The following is an 18,370-nucleotide window of genomic DNA, read 5'->3' on the forward strand; positions in this document are numbered from 1 at the left end:
CTAAATAGAAACTGCCATCTTGATATGCGGATGCGCGACGTAGTTTTCTAAACGGAAATCCTCATAGCGAAATGCAAACAGGTCTTGAACGTCTGGATTGAGCCACATCTTCGGGAGTGGGTGGGGCTCTCTCGTCAGCTGAAGCCGAATCTGTTCAACATGGTTGAGATAGATGTGCGCGTCGCCGGAGGTATGGATAAACTCGCCGGGTTCCAGCCCGCAAACCTGCGCGACCATCAGGGTCAGCAGCGCGTAGGAGGCGATGTTAAAGGGCAGACCAAGCCCGCAATCAACAGATCTCTGATACAGCTGGCAGCTCAGTCGCCCGTCCGCCACATAGAACTGAAACAGGGCGTGGCAGGGGGGCAGCGCCATCTGGTCAACCTGCGCCACGTTCCAGGCTGAAACGATCAGGCGGCGGCTGTCGGGATTGGTTTTGATCTGCTCCACGACCCGGGCAATCTGGTCAATGTGGCCGCCGTCCGGTGTGGGCCAGCTTCTCCATTGCACCCCGTACACCGGCCCCAGTTCGCCCTCTTCGTCCGCCCACTCGTCCCAGATGCTCACGCCGCGCTGCTGAAGCCAGTGCACGTTGCTGTCGCCGCGCAGGAACCACAGCAGTTCGTAGATCACGCTCTTCAGGTGCACCTTCTTTGTGGTGACCAGTGGAAAGCCTTCTCGAAGGTCAAAGCGCATCTGGTGGCCGAACACGGAGAGGGTACCGGTGCCGGTGCGGTCGGTTTTGGGGGTGCCAGAGTCCAGCACGTGTTGCAGCAGGTCGAGATACTGGCGCATTGGCCTCACTTTAGAGGGCCGCCCGGCGCAGGGCGTGAAGCGGCGCTGGACAGCCAGACGAGCGTAGGTCGTGGCAGGGCGGACACTTCATATTTGTCCATCACATAGAACTGGACCACCGTATGGCGGTCCAGTTACGACATCAGGCAATGAAGTTCGCCATCATCCCTTGGAGGAGCTACTTGCCTCCCAACCCAGCTAGGAAGCCCAGTAGCAGACCGAAGGCCATGAGAGAGGCGGCCTCCCGACTGTTGTTCTCCAGCAAGCGGAACAGGGCATGCATGGGCAGTTGAATGCCCAAGGCGACCAGAGTGAAGGCAAAAGCGATGAGGGCGAAAACAGCGAGCTGGATGGAATCCATCGTAAATTCTTCCTTGAATGGCTATCCCCAGTGAGGAGGTGAGGTAAGCTCACTGGGAACGGCTGAGGCCAGCGCCCGAGAGGGCACCGGAAAGAGGCTGTTTGCGCGAAGGGGCGACTTCATGCTGTGGCGGCTGGGTCGTCCTTCTCTTTTGCTCGTTGAGCCTGCAATGGAGGGTCCAGATCTCCGGAATGAACGTCAGAGGAAGCCTTGCAGCCAGGCGTTCCTGCTCACCTGAGCTCACTGTACATGCACCCGAGAATTAGGGCGTGAAGCGGCGCTGGACAGCCGGGGCCGTCCACCTTCCGCCCCTCGTTCCCCCACCTGTAACAGCCCCCGCCCCGTACACTCAGCCCTGTATGACGACCTACCGCAAAGAGTCGGACACCATGGGCACGCTAGATGTGGACGCCAGCCGCTACTGGGGCGCGCAGACCGAACGCTCCATTCACAATTTCCCGATTGGCCGCGACACGTTTGTCTGGGGCCGCCCGGTGATCCGGGCCCTGGGCATTTTGAAAAAGGGCGCCGCGCAGGCCAACGCCGATCTGGGTGAACTGCCGCGCGACGTGGCCGACCTGATCGTGCAGGCGGCCGATGAGGTCATTGCTGGCAAGCTGGACGACCACTTTCCCCTGGTGGTGTTCCAGACCGGCAGCGGCACCCAGAGCAACATGAACGCCAACGAGGTGATCTCCAACCGCGCCATCGAGATCGCGGGCGGCGAGATGGGCTCCAAGAAGCCCGTGCACCCCAACGACCACGTGAACCGTGGGCAGAGCAGCAATGACACCTTTCCCACCGCCATGCACATCGCCGTGGTGCTGGAACTGAACGAGCGGCTGTATGGCGCCGTGGGCAAACTGCGCGACACCCTGGCCCAGAAGGCCGAACAGCACGCCGGACTGGTGAAGGTGGGCCGCACCCACCTGCAGGACGCCACACCGATCACCCTGGGCCAGGAAATTGGCGGCTGGGTCGCCCAGATTGACTACGCCCTGGCCGAGGTGAAGCACGCCGGTGAAGGTCTGCTGGACCTCGCCATTGGCGGCACGGCGGTGGGTACCGGCCTGAACGCCCACCCCGAGTTCGGCGATCTGGCGGCCCGCAAGTACAGCGAGGAAACCGGCTACGCCTTCCGCAGCGCCGAGAACAAGTTTGCGGCCCTCTCAGCCCACGACGCGCTGGTGCAGACCAGCGCGGCCCTGCGCACCCTGGCCGGCGCCCTGATGAAAATGGCCAACGACGTGCGCTGGCTGGCCAGCGGGCCCCGCAACGGCATTGGCGAGATCACCATTCCTGAAAACGAGCCCGGCAGCTCGATTATGCCCGGCAAGGTGAACCCCACGCAAAGCGAGGCGCTGACGATGGTGGCCACCCGCGTGTTCGGCAACGATGCCACCGTGGCGTTCGCTGGGTCGCAGGGCAACTTCCAGCTGAACGTGTTCAAGCCCGTGATGGTGCATGCGGTGCTGGAGAGCATTCGCCTGATTGCCGACGCCAGCCTCGCCTTCAACGACAACTGCGCCGTGGGCATCGAACCGAACCTCGAGAAGATCGAGCACAACCTCAGCATCAACCTGATGCAGGTCACGGCCCTGAACAAGCACATTGGCTACGACAAGGCCGCCGCCATTGCCAAGAAGGCGCACAAGGAAGGCAGCAGCCTGAAAGATGCCGCGCTGGCCCTGGGCTACGTGACCGAAGACGAATTTGCCCAGTGGGTCGTGCCGCTGGACATGACGCACAGCTAAGCCGAAACGCTTCTCTGGGGGCCACGCCTGATGTTTGGGCGCGGCCCCTGGTCATGCTGGGCAGTGGAAGGCAACACGGCCATATAGGGTTGGCCTGTGAACACCAACATCAACACGGGCGCTGGCTTTGAGGTGGCGCTGCTGGCGGCGGGCGCCATCTTTGCCTATGGAGTCTGGATGGGGCGGCGCGACCTGGGCTTCCGGGCAGCCCTGGGCGTGCTGGGGTCCATGCTGTGGAGCCTGCTGCCGGCGGGGCTGTGGTTTCTGATGGCGAGCGGCCGGCCACTGTCCGGGGGGATGCTCCCCCTGTTGATGGGTGTGGGCTGGGTGCTGTCCTTCGCCCTGAGTTTTCTGCCCGTGTGGGTGGCCGTGAACTGGCTGGAAGTGATTCGCTGGGAAACCCGGCCCCGCGAGTAATCGTTTCATACAACCTCTGAAACACGCCGTCACGCATGACGCGATCTTTTCGAGAGGCGGCACGAGCCGGGCGGCTCAGCAACGGAGGTCCAGAAGTGGACGGCCGCCCGTCTTACTCCGCCAACGCCTCGTAGGTGGCTTCCACCACCCGCCGGAAGTGGCCCTGCACCCCTTCCAGCCGGGCGCGGCAGGTCACGGTGGCGGGCAGGTTCAGGCCCGCTGTCAGGGCCTCCAGGGCCGCCAGATCGTCCAGCGCCACATACTCCCGGGCCCAGGCGCGCCGCAGCTGGTCCACCAGATGCAGGGCCTGGGCCCGCTGGCCGGCGTTCCAGGTGCTGGTGAGGTCGTGGGTGGCAAAAGTGCCGTGCAGTTCGTCCAGCAGGCCCCCCACGCTGGGGGCCAGCGCCTGCCACTGGGCGCGGGCGCGGTTCATGGCTGGGTCTGCAGCGCCCACAGGGTCAGGGCCTGGGTGCCCAGGGGCAGTGCGTCGGCCGCGTGGTCGCTGCGCAACATGCGCCACCCAGGGCCAAATTCGGCGGCGCACTGTTCCTGGCCCTGGGCCTCGGTCTGCACGGCCTGGGCAGAGACCGGCTTGGAAAACGCAAGGCGCCCCCCCGTCCAGACGTTGCGGGCCGTGCCGGGTGAAAAGGGGTTCAGGGACAGGGTAAGAGGCGGCACCAGCGTGGGGCGGTCCTTGCGGGTGTCGTCAAAACAGAGCACAGGCAATTCCTCGGCCAGCGTGGCCTGTTGCAGGTCCACTTCCCACAGGGTGCGGCCACTGCTGCGCGCCTCGGCGGCCACGGCCCGTGACGCGGCCCACTCGGGCGCGGCCTCGGGGCTTGACCCCTCGCCGCTGGACGCCAGGAGGCCGGCGGGCGGGGCCTGCCACACCCAGCCGGGCCGCACGGTGACGCTGGGCCGCCCGCACGACGGGCAGATGTCTTCGTTCAGGGCGTGCAGGCCAGTGGGCTGGGGCGCAGGGGCCACGCCGCCGCAGGAGGCGAGCAGGCCAGCGAGGGTCAGGGGCAGCAGGGCGCGCAGGGTCTGGGTCATGGGGGGTCCTCTGGGTGTCAGGGTGCCGTGAGCCCAGGGAACGATCAGGGAACGCTGGGGCCGGGGTGGCCTGGGAACAGGCTCAGCGCGCCGCCTGGGGCAGCAGGGCCTGAAAGGCGGGCGGTAAGGCCTCGCCGTATTCCTCGCGCAGCACCCGGGCATAGGCGTGCAGGGCCTGCCGGGCCGCCGCCTCGTCGCCCTGGGCCCGCAGGGCCAGAATCAGGCCCTCGTGCGCGGGGCACAGCAGGGGGTCGGCGCTCAGCAGGGCGCGGCAGGTCTCGGCGGCCTGGGGCGGGGCAGAGGCCGCCGCCTGGGCCAGCAGCGCCGCCGCCGCGCGCTGGGCGTGCGCCTGCCGGTACAGTTCGGCCCATTCGCTGTCCACGCCCGGCAGGAAGGGCTTCAGGGCCCCCGGGCCAGCCGGCGCGTGCAGGTCCAGCGCCACCGTCAGGGCCGCGTCCAGGCGGTAGCGGCCATCGGCGTAGGGCAGCGGGTCCAGGCCAGCGGGCAGGTGCTCGCGCAGCGCGGCGCGCAGGCGGCGCACCGTTACCCGGAAGTATTCGATGTGCCGCTCCTCGGCCGAGCCGTCCCACAGGGCCGTCACCAGTTCGTCGCGCGAGCCCGAGCCGTGCAGCGCCAGCCACACCAGCAGTTCGCGCGCCTTGGCCAGCCCCAGCTTGACCGGCTGCCCGTTCACGGCGGCCCGGCAGTCGCCCAGCGTGGTCACGGTCAGGCGGTAGGGGGCCGCCTCGGCTGGGGGGGCGGCCCCCAGGGGCGCGGCGGGCAGCGTCCGGTCCTGCTGCGCCTCGCTCAGGGCCTGGGTCAGGCCGCTGGCCTGCGGGTCAATGCCGGCTTCCTGCGCGGCCTGCAGCGCGCGGCGCAGGGTGGCCTCGGCAGCGTCACCCTGGCCCAGGCGGCGCTGCACGGTGCCCAGCAGCCGCAGGCGGCGCACCTGGGCCACGGCGCCCCCGGCCGGCAGCCGCCCTTCCAGCGCACCCAGGGTCACGGCCAGCACCTCGCTGGCCTGCCCGCCCTGCACCGCAAGGTCCAGTTCGTCCAGATGCACCGCCGCTGCCCGGCCCTGCCAGCCCAACGCCTCGTAGGCGGCGCGCGCCTGGGCCAGGGCCTGCGCGGCCTCCTGGGGGGGGCGGGTGCGGCGCCACACCAGGGCGCGCAGCTGCCACGCCTCGGCCAGCCGCACCGGGTCGGCGCCGGCCCGCGCCCAGCGCCAGAAGGTCTCGGCGGCCTGCTCGGCCTCGGCGCTGTGGCCCAGGCGCAGCGCGGCCTGCACGAAGGGCCAGAACAGCGCGGGCACAACTGCGCCGCCCAGCGCCAGCCCCTGCCGGGCCAGTTCGTACTGGGCCGCCGTGTCGCCCTGGCGCCCGCGCACCATCGCCAGCGACGCCAGCCCCGAGGCGCTGAGGCCCCCAGCGGCGCGCAGGGCCTCCAGGGTCGCCTCGCCGCTGGCCGCCGCGCCCGTTTCGATCTGTGCCCAGGCCAGACGCTCGCGCAGGCTGGGGTGCAGATCGGCCGGGGTAAAACGCTCCAGCAGCGCGCGGGTCAGGCGGTGTTCGCCCCGGTCGCGGTACAGCGGCACCAATTCCTGGGCTAGCCGCAGAGCCTCTGTGGGGGCCCCAGCGTCCAGGTACAGGGCGGCGGCGCGCTCCGTGTCCCCCCGCGCCTCGGCCTGGGCGGCAGCGGCGCGGCGGGCGGCGCGGGCCCGCAGCGGGTCGCGGCCTAGTTCGGCGTCTAGGGCGCCGGTCAGCAGGCGGTGGGGCCGGTAGGCGCCGCCGCCCAGCGGCGTGACCGGCAGCCCCGCGCGCTGCACCGCCTGCAGCCAGCCCGCCGCCAGTTCGGGGGCCAGCGCGGCGGCCTCGGCTTCTGTCCAGACCTCCAGCGGGGCCAGGGCGCACAGGTGCTCGCGCACTGGGGGGGGCAGGGTGCCCAGGGCGTCGTGCACCAGATCATCGGCACTGGCGTGCCGCGAGGCCCCGTGCGCCGAGAGCGCCAGTCCCGCCGGCCAGCCGCCCAGGTGCGACAGGTCCGGGGCGGCCACGGCGCTGCCGCGCTCGCTCAGGTAAGCCGCGCTTTCGTCGGAGCTGAAGGCCAGATCGGTGGCGTCCAGCACCAGGGCCCGGCCCTCGGCCAGCCGCCGGGCCAGGCGCAGGCCGCCCGTGCTGTAGGTGCTGAGCAGCAGGCGGTGGCCCTCTTCCAGCAGGTCGGCCAGATCGGCCAGCCAGCGGCGCTGGGCATCGTCCTCGACATTGTCCACGATCAGGTCCACGCCGTCGTTCAGGGCGTCCAGGCCGGCGGCCAGCCCCTCGGCCAGTGCACTGGGGGGCGTGCGCGGGTCGGGGCTGTGCAGGGCCGAAAGTTCCGGCAGGCCGGCGGCGAGGCGGGCGCTGAGGGTGGCGGGGCCGTCCTGCGCCCCGGCGCGGCACCATGCCACGCGGCGCGGGGTGGCGCGGGCGTACTGCGCCAGCAGCGTGGTTTTGCCGTAGCCCGCCGGCGCCGCCAGCACGATCAGCGGCACGTCCACCGTGTCGGACAGCTGCAGCAGCAGCCCGGTACGGGGCCGCTCGAACCGCGCGGCGCGCGGCACCGCCGAACGTCTGGGCAGGGGGGTCATGGGTGGGGGCAGTCTACCGCGCGCCCTGTTCAGGCGGGGTCAGGGCCGGCCCAGCGTTCCCTGGGGCGCACGGCCCCGGATTCCCTGGGCGTTCCACCCCCCCCGGCCACGCTGAAGCCATGAAACCGGCGCCCTGGTGGCTCCTGGGTTTCCCCTTCACCGTTCGCCCGCCGCTCTCCGTTTCCCTTCATTCCCCGAGGTTCTGCCATGAAACACCTGTCCCTGCCCGTGCTGTCCCTGACCCTGCTGCTCGCCGCCTGCGGGACCCAAAGCGCGCCTGTTCCCGCCAAGGCCCCCCAGACGGCGGGCCCCGCCCTGCAGAAGCCCGCCGATCTGGCCCCGGCCGCTGGCCGCGCCCGCAACCTCAGCACCCTGAATGTCAGTGAGGCGTGGCGCGGCATGACGTGGCGGGTGCTGGACGCCGAGGGCGACGTGGTACGGGTGGGGGCCGACGAGGCCACCAACCCCTACCAGGGCGATACGGCCGCCACCGCCGAACTGCCCCTGCTGTGCCTGAACCCCGATGGCCGCCCCGCCCCCGAGGGCCTGAAGCTGGACTTCTACAGCGGCTGGGCGGGCGGCGAGGTGCGCCTGACCCCGCCGGTGGCCGGCAGCGCCCTGACCTCACGGGCCATGGCGGACCTGCTGTGCGCCACCGAATTCGGGCAGAACTGGCGCATGGCCGAATTCCACGACGGGCAGGCCGACGGCCAGAAGGGCGGCTGGCGCTTCTATGCCAATGGCACCCTGAACGCCGAAAACCGCTTCTGGGTGGCCATTGATGACCAGAACGCCAACCCCTGGAACTCTGACGGCGTGCGCCCCGACGCCGTGGTGCCCGAAACCACCCGGGTGCTGGGTGCCCAGGACCGCAGCGGGCTGCTGAAAGCCTCCGAAGACGGCCGGGAACTGGTGTTCCGCAGCGACAGCCCCCTGCTGGCCACCCTGAAAGAAGGCATGGTGCTGGCCAGCCGCCCCACCGAAGCCGCCCCGGCCGGCCTGCTGGGCCGCGTGAAGGCCATTGAGGTGCAGGGCGAGACGACCACCGTGTACACAGGCGAGGTCACGCTGGAAGAGGTGATTCAGGACGGCGATCTGGACGCGGCCGTGGCGCTGGACGAGGGCAGCATTGACTACGAGAAGTCCGGCGAGATGATCCGGGCACAGCGGGCCCAGAGCCAGGGGAACCTGGGCGCCCAGCGCGACTTCCGCCTCTTCAGCTTCAACAAGTCGCCCTTCTGCCTGTACGACCATGCCCAGCGCGACCTGAGCTGCGACGACGGCGCGGCGGGGGGCCTGCGCAGCCGCGTGCCGGGCACCAACTACGCCACCTTTGATGGTCAGCTGAATGCCCAGGCCGACGCCTTTATCAATGTCAGCATCCGCTGGTTCAGCCTGCGGCACTTTGACGCCGGGGTGAAACTCTCGCAGTCGGCCCGCGCCATCGTGGAGGCCAAGGGGTCGTACAGCTGGAACGAGGCCAAGGACCTGACCCAGTGGCAGGTGGTGTTCTCGCCGATCACCTTCATGATCGGGCCGGTGCCGGTGGTGATCACGCCCATTCTGGTGCCCACCGTGGGTACGAACGGCCAGATCAGCGCGACCCTGCGCTACGAGGTCTCGCAGACCTTCAATGGCCGCTACGGCGTGGAATACAACCGGGGCAGCGGCTGGAGCGGCATCAGCCAGCACAGCGCGAACGTAAACAGCCAGCCGGCCACGGTGAACGGCACCGGCCATGCCCACGCCTATGTGGGGACCAAGGGCATTCTGGCGCTTTACAGCGCGTCCACCAGCGGGCCGCAGGTCTTTGTGCACGCCAAGCCCTTCGCCGAGGCCGATGCCCGCGCTGCCGTGGTGGCCGGCCAGAGTGCCAGCTTCGAGATCTGCCCGGCAGTGGGCGTGCGCGCCGATGCCGGCGTGGCCTTCCCCCTCATTACCTCCAGCACGTGGCAGGCACAGGTGCTGGACTGGAAACGCCCGCTGCCCTGCTGGACCGGCGGCCAGCCCGGTCCTAGCAACCCCGGCACGCCCTACACCGACCTGAACCTGAACTTCACCAGCGTGACCGGCGATGTGGAGGTGGACAAGATTGATCCCCAGACCGGCGCGGTCACCCGCATCGGCAACCTGAGCGGCGACGGCACCCTGAACATCGTGAATGACCTGAACCCTACGGGCGAGACGATCATCCGCGTCAGCAGCATCTCGCGCCGCTCCTCGGGCATCTTTGGCAGCTACCGCCGCAACATTGATCTGGCCGTCACCGCCGGTGGACGCACGGTCTACGATCCCGCCGGCACTGGCTGCACCAGCTGCCACTCTGCCGAGGTCTACCGCTTCACCGTGAACAAGTCCACAGGCAGCATTCGCTGGTAAGCCAGAGGCAAATAGCTCAGCCCTGCCCCCGGTTCCCAGCGAGCCGGGGGCGCGGTGTGTTGCAGCAGGCCAGAGCACAGCAGCGCCCTCAGTGGTTGAGTGTGCTGGCGTGCCGGCGGAGAGCGGCCATTATCCGCGCCGTGGATCACCTAGGGCGTCAGCGGGTACCGAGAGGCAGAAGCAGCTTCAGTTAGACAGACGGTTCTTAGGCTAGAGAGGGGTTGGGGTACGGCCCCGTGCCGCCCAGGTGCCCGTCCCAGCAGGACTTGAGGTAGACAGGGCAAGGGGTGGTCAGCCGGTTCACAAGGGCGGGCAGGGTGAGGGAAAAGCCGGTCTCCTGCGCTTCTTGCCGCCTGGGCCGTAGTGGCAGGGCCCTCTTGCCCATCCCTAGGGTCCTGCGCGCCCGCCTGTGTCATGGCAGTGCCCCGTTGTTCAACGGCAAAACAGCGGCGGCCACAGGGAAACCGTTCCCCGTGGCCGCCGCAAAGCGGATCTGCTTATTCTTCCCAGGTAAAGTTCCACACGGCCCAGCTGGACCCACCGTAGGACCGCACGGCCGAGGCAAACGTTTTGGCCCAGTTGTTGCATGAACCGCGCACGATCCAGGCTTTACCCACGCAAATGTCCAGCATATTGTTCAGGAACAGATCGTCTACCTCGCGGCGCAGTGCCACATGGTCCACCCGGTCAACCTGGCCGCTCGCCACCTGCGCCTCGTTGGCGAGGCGGGCAATGTTGCGGTAAGCAAAGTCATGCAGGCGACACGCCGGCCCGAAGGTCTGGCTGTACAGCGCGGTCATGCCCAGCGTCAGGATGTTGGTGAGTGTGGTCGTGGAGCAGCCGTCCTGGCTCCAGTTCAGCCCGGCGTACGGCGTGGCCTGGGTCTGCACCGCAGTCCAGTCGGTGGGGGTCTGGTCCACCAGGGCCTTCTGCGCCGGGTAATGCTGGGCGCGCTCCTGGTCCAGCGCGGCGGCGCTGCCCCGGGTCAGGTTCACGGCGTAGGCGGCCCGGGCGTCAATGGTGGCCACCTGTGCCAGCGTCCAGTAACGGTAGTACGAGGTGCCCCCGCCGCCTGGGTCTTGCGGGCACTCGATGGCGTAGGGGTCGCAGCTGGGGTCTTCGGGCACGATGAACTGCGGCTGCACGGCGCTCACCGCCGTGGTGGTCGGCTGGGCAGGGGTGGACGCTGGCACAGCCGTCTCTGGGGGCGTCGTGCCCCCGCAGGCCGCCAGGGCCAGGGCCAGGCTCAGGGCGCCCAGGGCGCGGCGCAGAGGTGTAGTTTGGGCGGTCAGGTGAGAGACAGCAGACAGGTCAGACATGGGACTCCAGTGCAGGCCGCTTGAACTTCGCTGCGGCGAGGCGGCCTGCAGACAGGTCGCAGTGTGTCTGCCCCCCCAGGAACGCTCGGGGAACGGGGGATGGGCACAGGCCATAAACCTCCCTTTACCCCCTTCTTGTGTGGGCACGGCGCCCGGCGCGCAAGCTAAGCCCCATGACCGACCCCAAGACCAGCTACGACCCCGCCAACCAGACGCCGGCTGAGGGCGGTTCGCCCCAGGGCCACGGCGAGAGCCAGGGTCAGGCCCCCAACGTGGACCCCGCCGCCAAGACGGGCCCCGCCGAGGGTGGCCGCGACGATATTGAAGACAGCGAGGCCCCCGAAGCTGCCGGCCGCTCCTGAGGCCGTGAGCACCGAAGCCCGCCTGAACGCGGCCCGCCCGGACACCGAGCGGGCCGAACTGCTGGTCTGGATGAAAGAGCAGGTGCGGGAAGCCTACGGCGAAAAGCCGCTCTCACCCCGCCGGGACCCCCTGCACGAACTGATCAGCACCATTCTCTCGCAGCGCACGAACTGGCGCGACGAGGACGCCGCCTACCAGGAGCTGCGCACCCTGGGCGACTGGGACGCGATTATCGCCGCGCCCACCGAGCAGGTGGCGCACGCTATTCGCCGCAGCAACTACCCTGAAAGCAAGGCGCCGCGCATTCAGCAGACCCTGGTGGCCATCCGGGACTCGCCGGGCGGGTACAACCTGGATTTTCTGAAGGACTTGCCGGTCAAAGACGCCCTGAAATGGCTGACTGACCTGCCGGGGGTAGGCGTCAAGACAGCCAGTCTGGTCCTGCTGTTTAATTACGCTCGCCCAGTTTTTCCGGTGGACACGCACGTCCACCGCGTGACCACCCGGGTGGGTGCCATTCCCAAGATGGGCGAGCAGGCGGCGCACAAGGCGCTCTTAAAGCTGTTGCCGCCGGACCCGCCCTTTCTGTACGAGTTGCACATCAACCTGCTGACGCATGGGCAGCGGGTGTGCTCGTGGCATCACCCGAAGTGCGGGGTGTGTGTGCTGCGGGCGCGGTGTGATGCGTTTGCGGTGTTTGGGGGGAAGGTGCCGAGTTGGAAGGGGTAAGAGGGGTCCGGCGCTGGCCCCACCCCCCCCAGCCCCCCTGCCCCTCCGGGGTAGGGGGGAGCAACGTTCGCACTGGGCAACGTTGACTAACGGGGCGAAGGGGCTTGCCTTCGCCCCGTGTCGTACGCCGTGGCCTGCCTCCGCCCATCTGCGGACGCCCGCGCCCTTCGGGCACGACGGCTTCGTCTGGACTTAGGCGGTACGGGGGCATAGGAATTTGGTGCGAACCAGAAGGTTCTACTGTTCAAACAACAAAAGAAAAGGCGAGTGGCTTTTACGCCCTCGCCTTCTTCTTTTCCCACTCCCTACAACCCACTTCCCACACCCTCCTTACCCCCTTTCCCGCTCGCGCAGCACCAGTTGCACCAGGCCCAGCAGCACCAGTTCGCTGTCCTGGGTGTCGCCGGGGCGCAGGGTGTCCACGGTGAAGCGGCGGGAGAAGAGGCTGCGCTTCTTGTGCACGCGGTAGCGGGGCTGTCCGCTGCTGTCGGTCATGGTGTAGGTGGGGTTGACCAGGTAGTCGAAGCCCATGGCGATCAGGTCGCCGATGAAGGGAATGGCGCCGATCAGGCCTTCAATGACGTTCAGCCAAGGGTGATCGTCGCGGATGGTAAAGCGCAGGTCGCCTTCCGGGCCCAGCAGTTCGTACACGGCGCCCCACAGGGTGCGCATGCCCTGGGCCTGCAGGGCGCCCACCGGCGTGCCGTCCACGCGGCGGATCAGGCGCCGGGCTTTCCAGTCCAGGGCGCCGGCCAGAAAGCCCTCGGCGCGGATGCCGTGGGTCTGCTGGGTGCGGGCCTCGTCGGCAAACACGCGCACCTCGTCGCGCACGCTGAAGGTCTTTTCCTTGACCACTGCCACCAGCGCTCCCGAGGCGTCGGTGACGCGCAGTTCGGTCAGCAGGCTGAACTTGAAGGTCAGGGTCAGGGGAAACTGGAAGCTCACACCCCAGGGTACGGGGTCAGGGGGCGGGGGGTTGCCAGAGGTCAAAGCGGGTGCCGGGCCCGGCCCCGGCCGCCTGGGCCCACAGCGCGGCGGGCTGCGCCTTGCGCGCTTCAGGCTGCACGGTGGCGACCGTCACGGCGCCTTCACCGCAGGCCACAGTCAGGCCTTCATTCGTCACTGCCAGCACCTCGCCGGGCCGGCCCTGGCCGCCGGCCACACCCAGGCCGCCCAGTTTCAGGCGCGCGCCGCCCAGAAAGGCGGTGGTCTGCGGCCACGCGGCCACGCCCCGGAAGCGGTCCACCACGGCCTGCGCGCCGTCGGTCCAGCGCACGAAGCCGTCTTCCTTGACCAGCATGGGCGCGTGTGTGGCCTGGGCGTGATCCTGCGGGGTAGGGGAGAGGCTGCCCAGCTGCCCTAGCGCCTGCACAATCAGGCGCGCGGCCTGGGTGCTCAGGGCCTCGGCCAGTTCCACGCTGGTCCAGTCCGGGGCAATGGGCAGCGCCTCCTGCAGCAGGATGGGGCCGGTGTCCATGCCTTCATCGGTTTGCATGATGGTGGTGCCGGTGACCGTTTCGCCGCGAATCAGGGCCCACTGAATCGGCGCCGCGCCCCGGTAGGCGGGCAGCAGGCTGGTGTGGGTGTTCAAAAAGCCAAAGCGCGGCACGGCCAGCAGCGAACCCGGCAGAAGTTTGCCGTAGGCGCAGGTCACGGCCACATCGGCCCCCGAGTCCCGCAGCTGCGCTGCAAAGGCCGCGTTGCCCCGCAGTTTGCGTGGCTGGGCCAGCGGCAGTCCCAGGGCGGCGGCGTGGGCGGCCACCGGGGGCGGGGTGAGTTTCAGGCCCCGGCCCACCGGCTTGTCGGGCTGCGCCGCCACCAGCACCACCTCGAACTGGGCACGGATGGCGTCCAGCACCGGGAGGGCAAAGGCGGGCGAGCCGAAAAAGGCCACGCGCGGCGTGCTCAACGGTCAGCCCCGGGGCGGCGGGCCTGCGCCAGACTGCTTAAGTACGCCTTGGACTTCTGCTGCAGGGCCAGCAGTTCCTTGCGGTAGTCCTCGGTGACCTCGGCGGGCAGGCGGTCCAGGAACAGCACGCCGTCCAGGTGGTCGGTTTCGTGCTGGAAGACCCGGGCCAGATAATCGTCGGCTTCAATGACGCGGGGCTGGCCGTCCAGATCGGTGTAGCTCACCTGCACGGCGCGGGCGCGGGCCACGCCCTCTTCGTAAATGCCGGGGATGCTCAGGCAGCCTTCCTGGTACGAGCGGTCCTTTTTCTTGTCGATCACGCGCAGCACCGGGTTGAGCATCACGTAGTCGCGCAGCACCCGCGATTTCAGGGGTGTGTCGGTGCCCTCCTCTTCGTCGTCCTCGTATTCCACCGCCACGAACAGGCGCACCGGCAGGCCAATCTGCGGCGCGGCCAGCCCCACGCCCCGGGCCTCGAACATGGTTTCCAGCATGGTGTCGGCCACCTGCCGCACCGTCTGGGGCGAGAAGCCGGGCACCGTCAGCAGGTCAGTGTGGAGCAGCGGCTTGGCCTTGCGGCGCAGCACCGGGTCGCCGTACAGGCGCAGCGGGTACACGCGGGGGGAAGGAGCGTCAGTCACAATGCCCTGTTTTACCAGACGCCACGCCGGGCAAAAGAAGCCGCGTGCAGCCGGCGCCGCGTTCCAGGGGGTGCCAAAACGGTGAAGTGGCCCTTACGAAAGCCGGCCCCCCCGCGTCAGGCCCGCCTGCTGAAATCCCCCCATGCGAGCCCTGACCCTGCTACTGGCCCTGAGCGCGGCTCCCGTGCCGGCCCTGGCCCAGACCTCTCCCGCCCCCAGCCCCGCGCCGCAGCCCCCGGTGGTGCAGACCCCACTGACCCAAACCCAGGGCGCCGCGCAGGCCGCTGCCGAGGCCCGCGATCTGGTCACGCGGGCCCGCGCGGCTTACCCGAAGGGCAGCGCCAATATTGACCAGCCGTTGTGGAAGCAGGCCGCCGCCGCCGCCGAGCGGGCCGTGCAGGCCGCCCCCACCAATCCCGACTACCTGCGGTTGCGCGCCCAGATCTACACCGAGGTGGGCTTCTGGCGGCAGGCCGAGCTGGCGTGGCAGGCGTATTTTCAGGCGGCCCCCAACGCCGCACAAACCGACGCCCGCGAAGCCGCCACCGTGCAGTACAACCTGGGTTACGCCGCCTTCACCCGGGGCCAGCTGGACCAGGCCGCCGCCTTTTTCGCCCGCTGCCTGACGCTGGATGCGAACAATGGTCTCTGTGCCTCGTGGGCCGCGCGCACGGCGCTGGAGCAGGGTAACTTTGCCCAGGCCCAGACCCTGTATGACCGCGCGCTGGCCCTGAAACCTGGCGACGCTGGCCTCACCTATTTCCGCCGCCTTGCCGGCAAGGCGGCCCAGTACGGCCCGGACGCCACCCGCGCTTTCAGCCGCGCCTATGCGGACCTGGAAGGCGGGCGGCGCCCCCAGGCCCTGGTCGGGTTTCAGGAGGCCGCCCGCCGCGCCCCCACCTTTGCCGAGGCGCACCGTGAAGCCGGCCGCCTCGCGCTGGCGCTGGGCGACCTGGGCGCCGCGCAGGCCGCGTATACCGCACTGGGTGCCCTGCCCGGGGCCACCGACGCTGACCGCTACAACCTGGGGCTGGTGCAGGAAGCCGGGCAATACGGCCTGCAGGCGGTGCAGACCTTCCGGGCCGCCTACGCGCGCTACGCCGCTGGGGACAGCGCTGGCGCCGAGGCAGGATTCACGGCCGCCACCACGCAGAATCCCAGATACGCCAAGGCCTGGGCGTGGCTGGGCCGCGTGCGCTTTGAAGCTGGGAACTTTGCGGGCGCCGCCGAGGCCTACACCCAGGCCGTGAAGCTGGACCCCACCGACAAGAGCAGTGCCTACCAGCTGCGCCTAGCCGAGCAGAAGAAATAAGCAAGAGGCTGGTAGAGGCCCGGGGGGAAGCCCCTGGGCCTATGTCTGCTGTCCAGAAAAGGGAAAGAGATCGTTGGGCGGATAGGCCTTGACGCTGACGCGCGGTGGCTCAAGGGCGTCTGGGCGCAGAGGCAGCGATTGACCTTCTGTTGCGGCCTCGCCTGGACAGATCCACCGACTCGCAGACACCAGAGCTGCCCTTTTTCACCGCCCTCCTGCCTAGAGGGCTGCTGTTTTTGTCAGGGTTTGGAGAGAAAAAATGGGAATAATTTAGATTACTTAAAAAGACCTTCATGTTCGGCATGCAGGGCAGAGGATGTGCGTATGGAAGGGTCGGGCAAGCCATTGACTGCAGTTTCTTTCACCCGCCAGGATCTGATTCAGGATGAACAGGGCAACTGGTTCCACCTGCCCACCCTGCGCGCCCTCTATGCCACGGGCCGGCTGGCCTGCGGCAGCGCCGGCCATGTGCTTCTCCTGCAGTACGAGGCCCTGAACCGTCCCCGCATGATCTCCTGAGCTTCCTCCTCACGCTGCGCGGCGGCGGGTAGAAAACACTTGGGGCGGCCTTGATTGCAAGGGCCGCCTGCTTGTCGTGCTGGTCTCCAGGCCCTGTCCCACGCCTGTGCTCAGGACAGGGTGCAGCGGTAAGTGACCTTCTCCCAGTCGAATTTCAGGCCGAACAGCTGCCACGCGCCCAGCAGCGCGGCGAAGGTCACCCGCCCCAGGGGCTGGCCCTGCACCACGTAGCGCTGATAGTGCGGTTGAATCTGCGGCAGGTTGCGGCCCACTGTCAGCACCTGGGCCCCGGCAGCGTTGGTGTCCAGGCGCACCACCTCCCAGGAGAAAGGGCCCCGTTCTTGCAGCGTCAGGGCAGCCCGCAGGTCCGGGCGGCCCGGCGTGGCGCAGGCCACCTGCCGCACCTGCAGCCGCCCGGTGGGCACGCGCACCTGTACCGTCTGGGTCAGGTGGCCTGCGCCGGGGGTGCCCCTTGCCAGCCCGCCCGCGCCCAGGGCGGCGCACAGGCCCAGGGCCGCTGCTGTCTGCCTTGCCGTCATGCACCACGATACGTCGGCCCACGGTCAGCGGCCAGGGCAGAGCGGGCGCTCCATGCTCTAGCCTGCAGCATGGATGAACTTCGCCGTATTCCCGGCCGCAAGGCCGTGCTGGTGGCCAATGACGACGGTATTTTCAGCCCCGGGATCAAGGCGCTGGGCTTGGCCATGGGCAGCTTTGCGGATGTGGTGATCAGCGCGCCGGACGTGGAGCAGAGTGCGGTGGGGCACGGCATCACCATCCGGCGCCCGCTGCGGTTCAAGCACACGGCCGCCGCTGGTTTTGGGGAGATTCCGGCCTACCGGGTGGACGGCACCCCAGCCGACTGCGTGGTGCTGGGCACCCACCTCACCGGGCGGCCGGATCTGGTGGTCAGCGGCATCAACCTGGGCCTGAACCTGGGGGACGACCTCACCCACTCCGGCACGGTGGCGGCGGCCATTGAGGGCATGACCCTGGGCCTGCCCGCCATCGCCTTTAGCCAGCAGGCCACCCCGAGCGGCGAGTACGACTTCCAGGCCAGCGCCGGGTACGCCGCGCAGCTGGCCCAGGCGGTGCTGGCGCGCGGCCTGCCGCCCCGCACCCTGCTGAACGTCAATTTCCCGCACGGCACCCCGCGCGGCGTACGGGTAACCCGGGTGGGCGAGCACCGCTGGGAAGACACCATCGTGACGCGTCACGACCCCGAAGGCCGCGATTACCACTGGGTGGCGGGCACCAGCCGCGCGGCCGACGCCCACGATGAAACCACCGACTACGGCGCCATTCAGGCCGGATACATCAGTGTCTCGCCCGTGCGTATTGACCTGACCGCCCGCGACCTGCTGGCCGAGGTGGAAGGCTACCTGCCCGGGTTGGGGTAAAGGGTTGAGGCTGGGAGAACGCGGGTGCGCGGGGTGAGTGAGCAGAGCCGTGCATGTGGCTTGCCTCGTATCTCGCAGAGAGGCGCAGGGGGCGGAAACGTTGCCCCCTGCGCCTCTCTCAACCTCCTGACTCAGCCTTCGCTTTCTGCACGAATGATCTGGTAGTCAATCGGCTTGAAGGTGCCGTTGTTGCTGCCCTCGGCGGAGCAGGCGGTCAGGCCCACCACAAGGTCCATCTCGGCGCGCAGTTCCAGGCGCTGCCCGGCGCGCGACAGGGGCGGGGCGATCACCACGCGCCCGCGCTCGTCCACCCGCACGTTCATGAAGATGTTCAGGGTGGTGGGAATCTGGTCCGGGGCAATGCCGTAGGGCGCGAACGCCGAGACCAGATTGGAAAAGCAGCTGGGGTGGCCCTCGGCGGTGCCGGGCGGGTACAGCAGTTCAAAGGTTTCGGTCGAGCAGGGGGTCAGCAGAAAATCGTGCTGGCCCACATCGTCGCGCAGCAGGGTGAACATGGGGCGGCTGCGGTTGCTGTACAGCACGTGCCCGGTGGTGAGGTAAATCGTCTCGTTGTAGTCGAAGGTGCGCCCCGACGACAGCCATTCCTCGCGGTTGCCCTCGGCAAAGGCCATCAGGTCGGCCACCTGCTCGCCCTGCGGGTCAATGACCACCAGCACGTCGCCGCGACGCAGCTGAAAGCCGGTCCCGCTCTGGGGAGGAATACGGTGGGTGGAGAGGGTCATGGCTGCACCCTAGCGGCGGCGCCGCCGGGCACACTGTAGGCAATCTTGTG

At 68.8% G+C, this 18,370-nt stretch carries 19 protein-coding genes; 8 read left to right on the plus strand and 11 right to left on the minus strand.

The genetic code is table 11. The features are described 5' to 3' along the window. Positions 1 to 795, minus strand: coding sequence for a thymidylate synthase (locus tag KMW22_RS11010; RefSeq protein WP_221090098.1), 795 nt, complete (start codon positions 793 to 795; stop codon positions 1 to 3). Between the two features lie 178 nt (positions 796 to 973). Continuing rightward, positions 974 to 1,156, minus strand: coding sequence for a hypothetical protein (locus KMW22_RS11015; RefSeq protein ID WP_221090099.1), 183 nt, complete (start codon positions 1,154 to 1,156; stop codon positions 974 to 976). A 359-nt stretch (positions 1,157 to 1,515) separates the two neighbouring features. Between KMW22_RS11015 and fumC the strand changes: the two genes are divergently transcribed. Further along, on the plus strand, positions 1,516 to 2,910 hold the full coding sequence (gene fumC, locus KMW22_RS11020) for a class II fumarate hydratase (RefSeq protein WP_221090100.1): 1,395 nt from the start codon (positions 1,516 to 1,518) through the stop codon (positions 2,908 to 2,910). Positions 2,911 to 3,006: 96 nt separating this feature from the next. Next, positions 3,007 to 3,327 (plus strand): hypothetical protein, encoded by a 321-nt coding sequence (locus KMW22_RS11025; protein ID WP_221090101.1) that lies wholly within the window; start codon positions 3,007 to 3,009, stop codon positions 3,325 to 3,327. Between the two features lie 112 nt (positions 3,328 to 3,439). On the opposite strand, the gene KMW22_RS11030 is transcribed toward KMW22_RS11025, so the two are convergent. From KMW22_RS11030 to KMW22_RS11040, 3 genes are all read right to left on the minus strand, one after another. Then, positions 3,440 to 3,760: a hypothetical protein gene (locus KMW22_RS11030; RefSeq protein WP_221090102.1), complete on the minus strand. Its 321-nt coding sequence runs from the start codon at positions 3,758 to 3,760 to the stop codon at positions 3,440 to 3,442. Further along, entirely contained in the window at positions 3,757 to 4,380 is a 624-nt protein-coding gene (locus tag KMW22_RS11035) for a hypothetical protein (RefSeq protein ID WP_221090103.1), read from the minus strand. The genes KMW22_RS11030 and KMW22_RS11035 overlap by 4 nt, the downstream gene beginning before the upstream one ends. Before the next feature lie 82 nt (positions 4,381 to 4,462). Next, entirely contained in the window at positions 4,463 to 7,006 is a 2,544-nt protein-coding gene (locus KMW22_RS11040; RefSeq protein WP_221090104.1) for a hypothetical protein, read from the minus strand. Positions 7,007 to 7,213: 207 nt separating this feature from the next. On the opposite strand from KMW22_RS11040, the gene KMW22_RS11045 reads away from it, so the two are divergent. Next, positions 7,214 to 9,385, plus strand: coding sequence for a hypothetical protein (locus KMW22_RS11045; protein ID WP_221090105.1), 2,172 nt, complete (start codon positions 7,214 to 7,216; stop codon positions 9,383 to 9,385). Between the two features lie 497 nt (positions 9,386 to 9,882). Here KMW22_RS11045 and KMW22_RS11050 read toward each other — a convergent pair whose 3' ends face one another. Further along, positions 9,883 to 10,704: a phospholipase A2 gene (locus KMW22_RS11050; RefSeq protein WP_221090106.1), complete on the minus strand. Its 822-nt coding sequence runs from the start codon at positions 10,702 to 10,704 to the stop codon at positions 9,883 to 9,885. A gap of 173 nt (positions 10,705 to 10,877) precedes the next feature. Here KMW22_RS11050 and KMW22_RS11055 point away from each other — a divergent pair, with 173 nt between their 5' ends. Continuing rightward, positions 10,878 to 11,066 (plus strand): hypothetical protein, encoded by a 189-nt coding sequence (locus tag KMW22_RS11055; protein ID WP_221090107.1) that lies wholly within the window; start codon positions 10,878 to 10,880, stop codon positions 11,064 to 11,066. A 70-nt stretch (positions 11,067 to 11,136) separates the two neighbouring features. After that, positions 11,137 to 11,796: an endonuclease III domain-containing protein gene (locus KMW22_RS11060; RefSeq protein ID WP_221090193.1), complete on the plus strand. Its 660-nt coding sequence runs from the start codon at positions 11,137 to 11,139 to the stop codon at positions 11,794 to 11,796. Between the two features lie 330 nt (positions 11,797 to 12,126). Here KMW22_RS11060 and KMW22_RS11065 read toward each other — a convergent pair whose 3' ends face one another. Genes KMW22_RS11065 through def form a run of 3 tightly spaced genes read right to left on the minus strand, consistent with a single transcriptional unit; the run spans position 12,127 to position 14,346 of the window. Then, positions 12,127 to 12,741, minus strand: coding sequence for a hypothetical protein (locus KMW22_RS11065; RefSeq protein WP_221090108.1), 615 nt, complete (start codon positions 12,739 to 12,741; stop codon positions 12,127 to 12,129). 16 nt (positions 12,742 to 12,757) lie between these two features. After that, positions 12,758 to 13,705: a methionyl-tRNA formyltransferase gene (fmt, locus tag KMW22_RS11070; RefSeq protein WP_221090109.1), complete on the minus strand. Its 948-nt coding sequence runs from the start codon at positions 13,703 to 13,705 to the stop codon at positions 12,758 to 12,760. Further along, the gene (def, locus tag KMW22_RS11075) at positions 13,702 to 14,346 is read right to left on the minus strand and encodes a peptide deformylase (protein ID WP_328774665.1); all 645 of its coding nucleotides are present in this window, start codon (positions 14,344 to 14,346) and stop codon (positions 13,702 to 13,704) included. Before def ends, fmt begins: the two co-directional genes overlap by 4 nt. 142 nt (positions 14,347 to 14,488) lie before the next feature. Between def and KMW22_RS11080 the strand changes: the two genes are divergently transcribed. Together KMW22_RS11080 and KMW22_RS11085 are read left to right on the plus strand one after the other, a co-directional pair. After that, entirely contained in the window at positions 14,489 to 15,658 is a 1,170-nt protein-coding gene (locus KMW22_RS11080; RefSeq protein ID WP_221090110.1) for a tetratricopeptide repeat protein, read from the plus strand. A 345-nt stretch (positions 15,659 to 16,003) separates the two neighbouring features. Next, positions 16,004 to 16,177, plus strand: a complete 174-nt coding sequence (locus KMW22_RS11085) for a hypothetical protein (protein ID WP_235692868.1) — start codon at positions 16,004 to 16,006, stop codon at positions 16,175 to 16,177. A 110-nt stretch (positions 16,178 to 16,287) separates the two neighbouring features. On the opposite strand, the gene KMW22_RS11090 is transcribed toward KMW22_RS11085, so the two are convergent. After that, on the minus strand, positions 16,288 to 16,716 hold the full coding sequence (locus KMW22_RS11090) for a hypothetical protein (RefSeq protein WP_221090112.1): 429 nt from the start codon (positions 16,714 to 16,716) through the stop codon (positions 16,288 to 16,290). A 69-nt stretch (positions 16,717 to 16,785) separates the two neighbouring features. Here KMW22_RS11090 and surE point away from each other — a divergent pair, with 69 nt between their 5' ends. Beyond that, entirely contained in the window at positions 16,786 to 17,577 is a 792-nt protein-coding gene (gene surE, locus KMW22_RS11095) for a 5'/3'-nucleotidase SurE (protein WP_221090113.1), read from the plus strand. 131 nt (positions 17,578 to 17,708) lie between these two features. Here the strand turns inward: surE and KMW22_RS11100 are convergent, their stop codons facing one another. Beyond that, entirely contained in the window at positions 17,709 to 18,320 is a 612-nt protein-coding gene (locus KMW22_RS11100) for a DUF1989 domain-containing protein (protein ID WP_221090114.1), read from the minus strand. Positions 18,321 to 18,370: the final 50 nt, after the last annotated feature.

It is taken from the genome of Deinococcus aquaedulcis (assembly GCF_019693445.1).
In the GTDB taxonomy this organism is placed as follows: Bacteria; Deinococcota; Deinococci; order Deinococcales; family Deinococcaceae; genus Deinococcus; species Deinococcus aquaedulcis.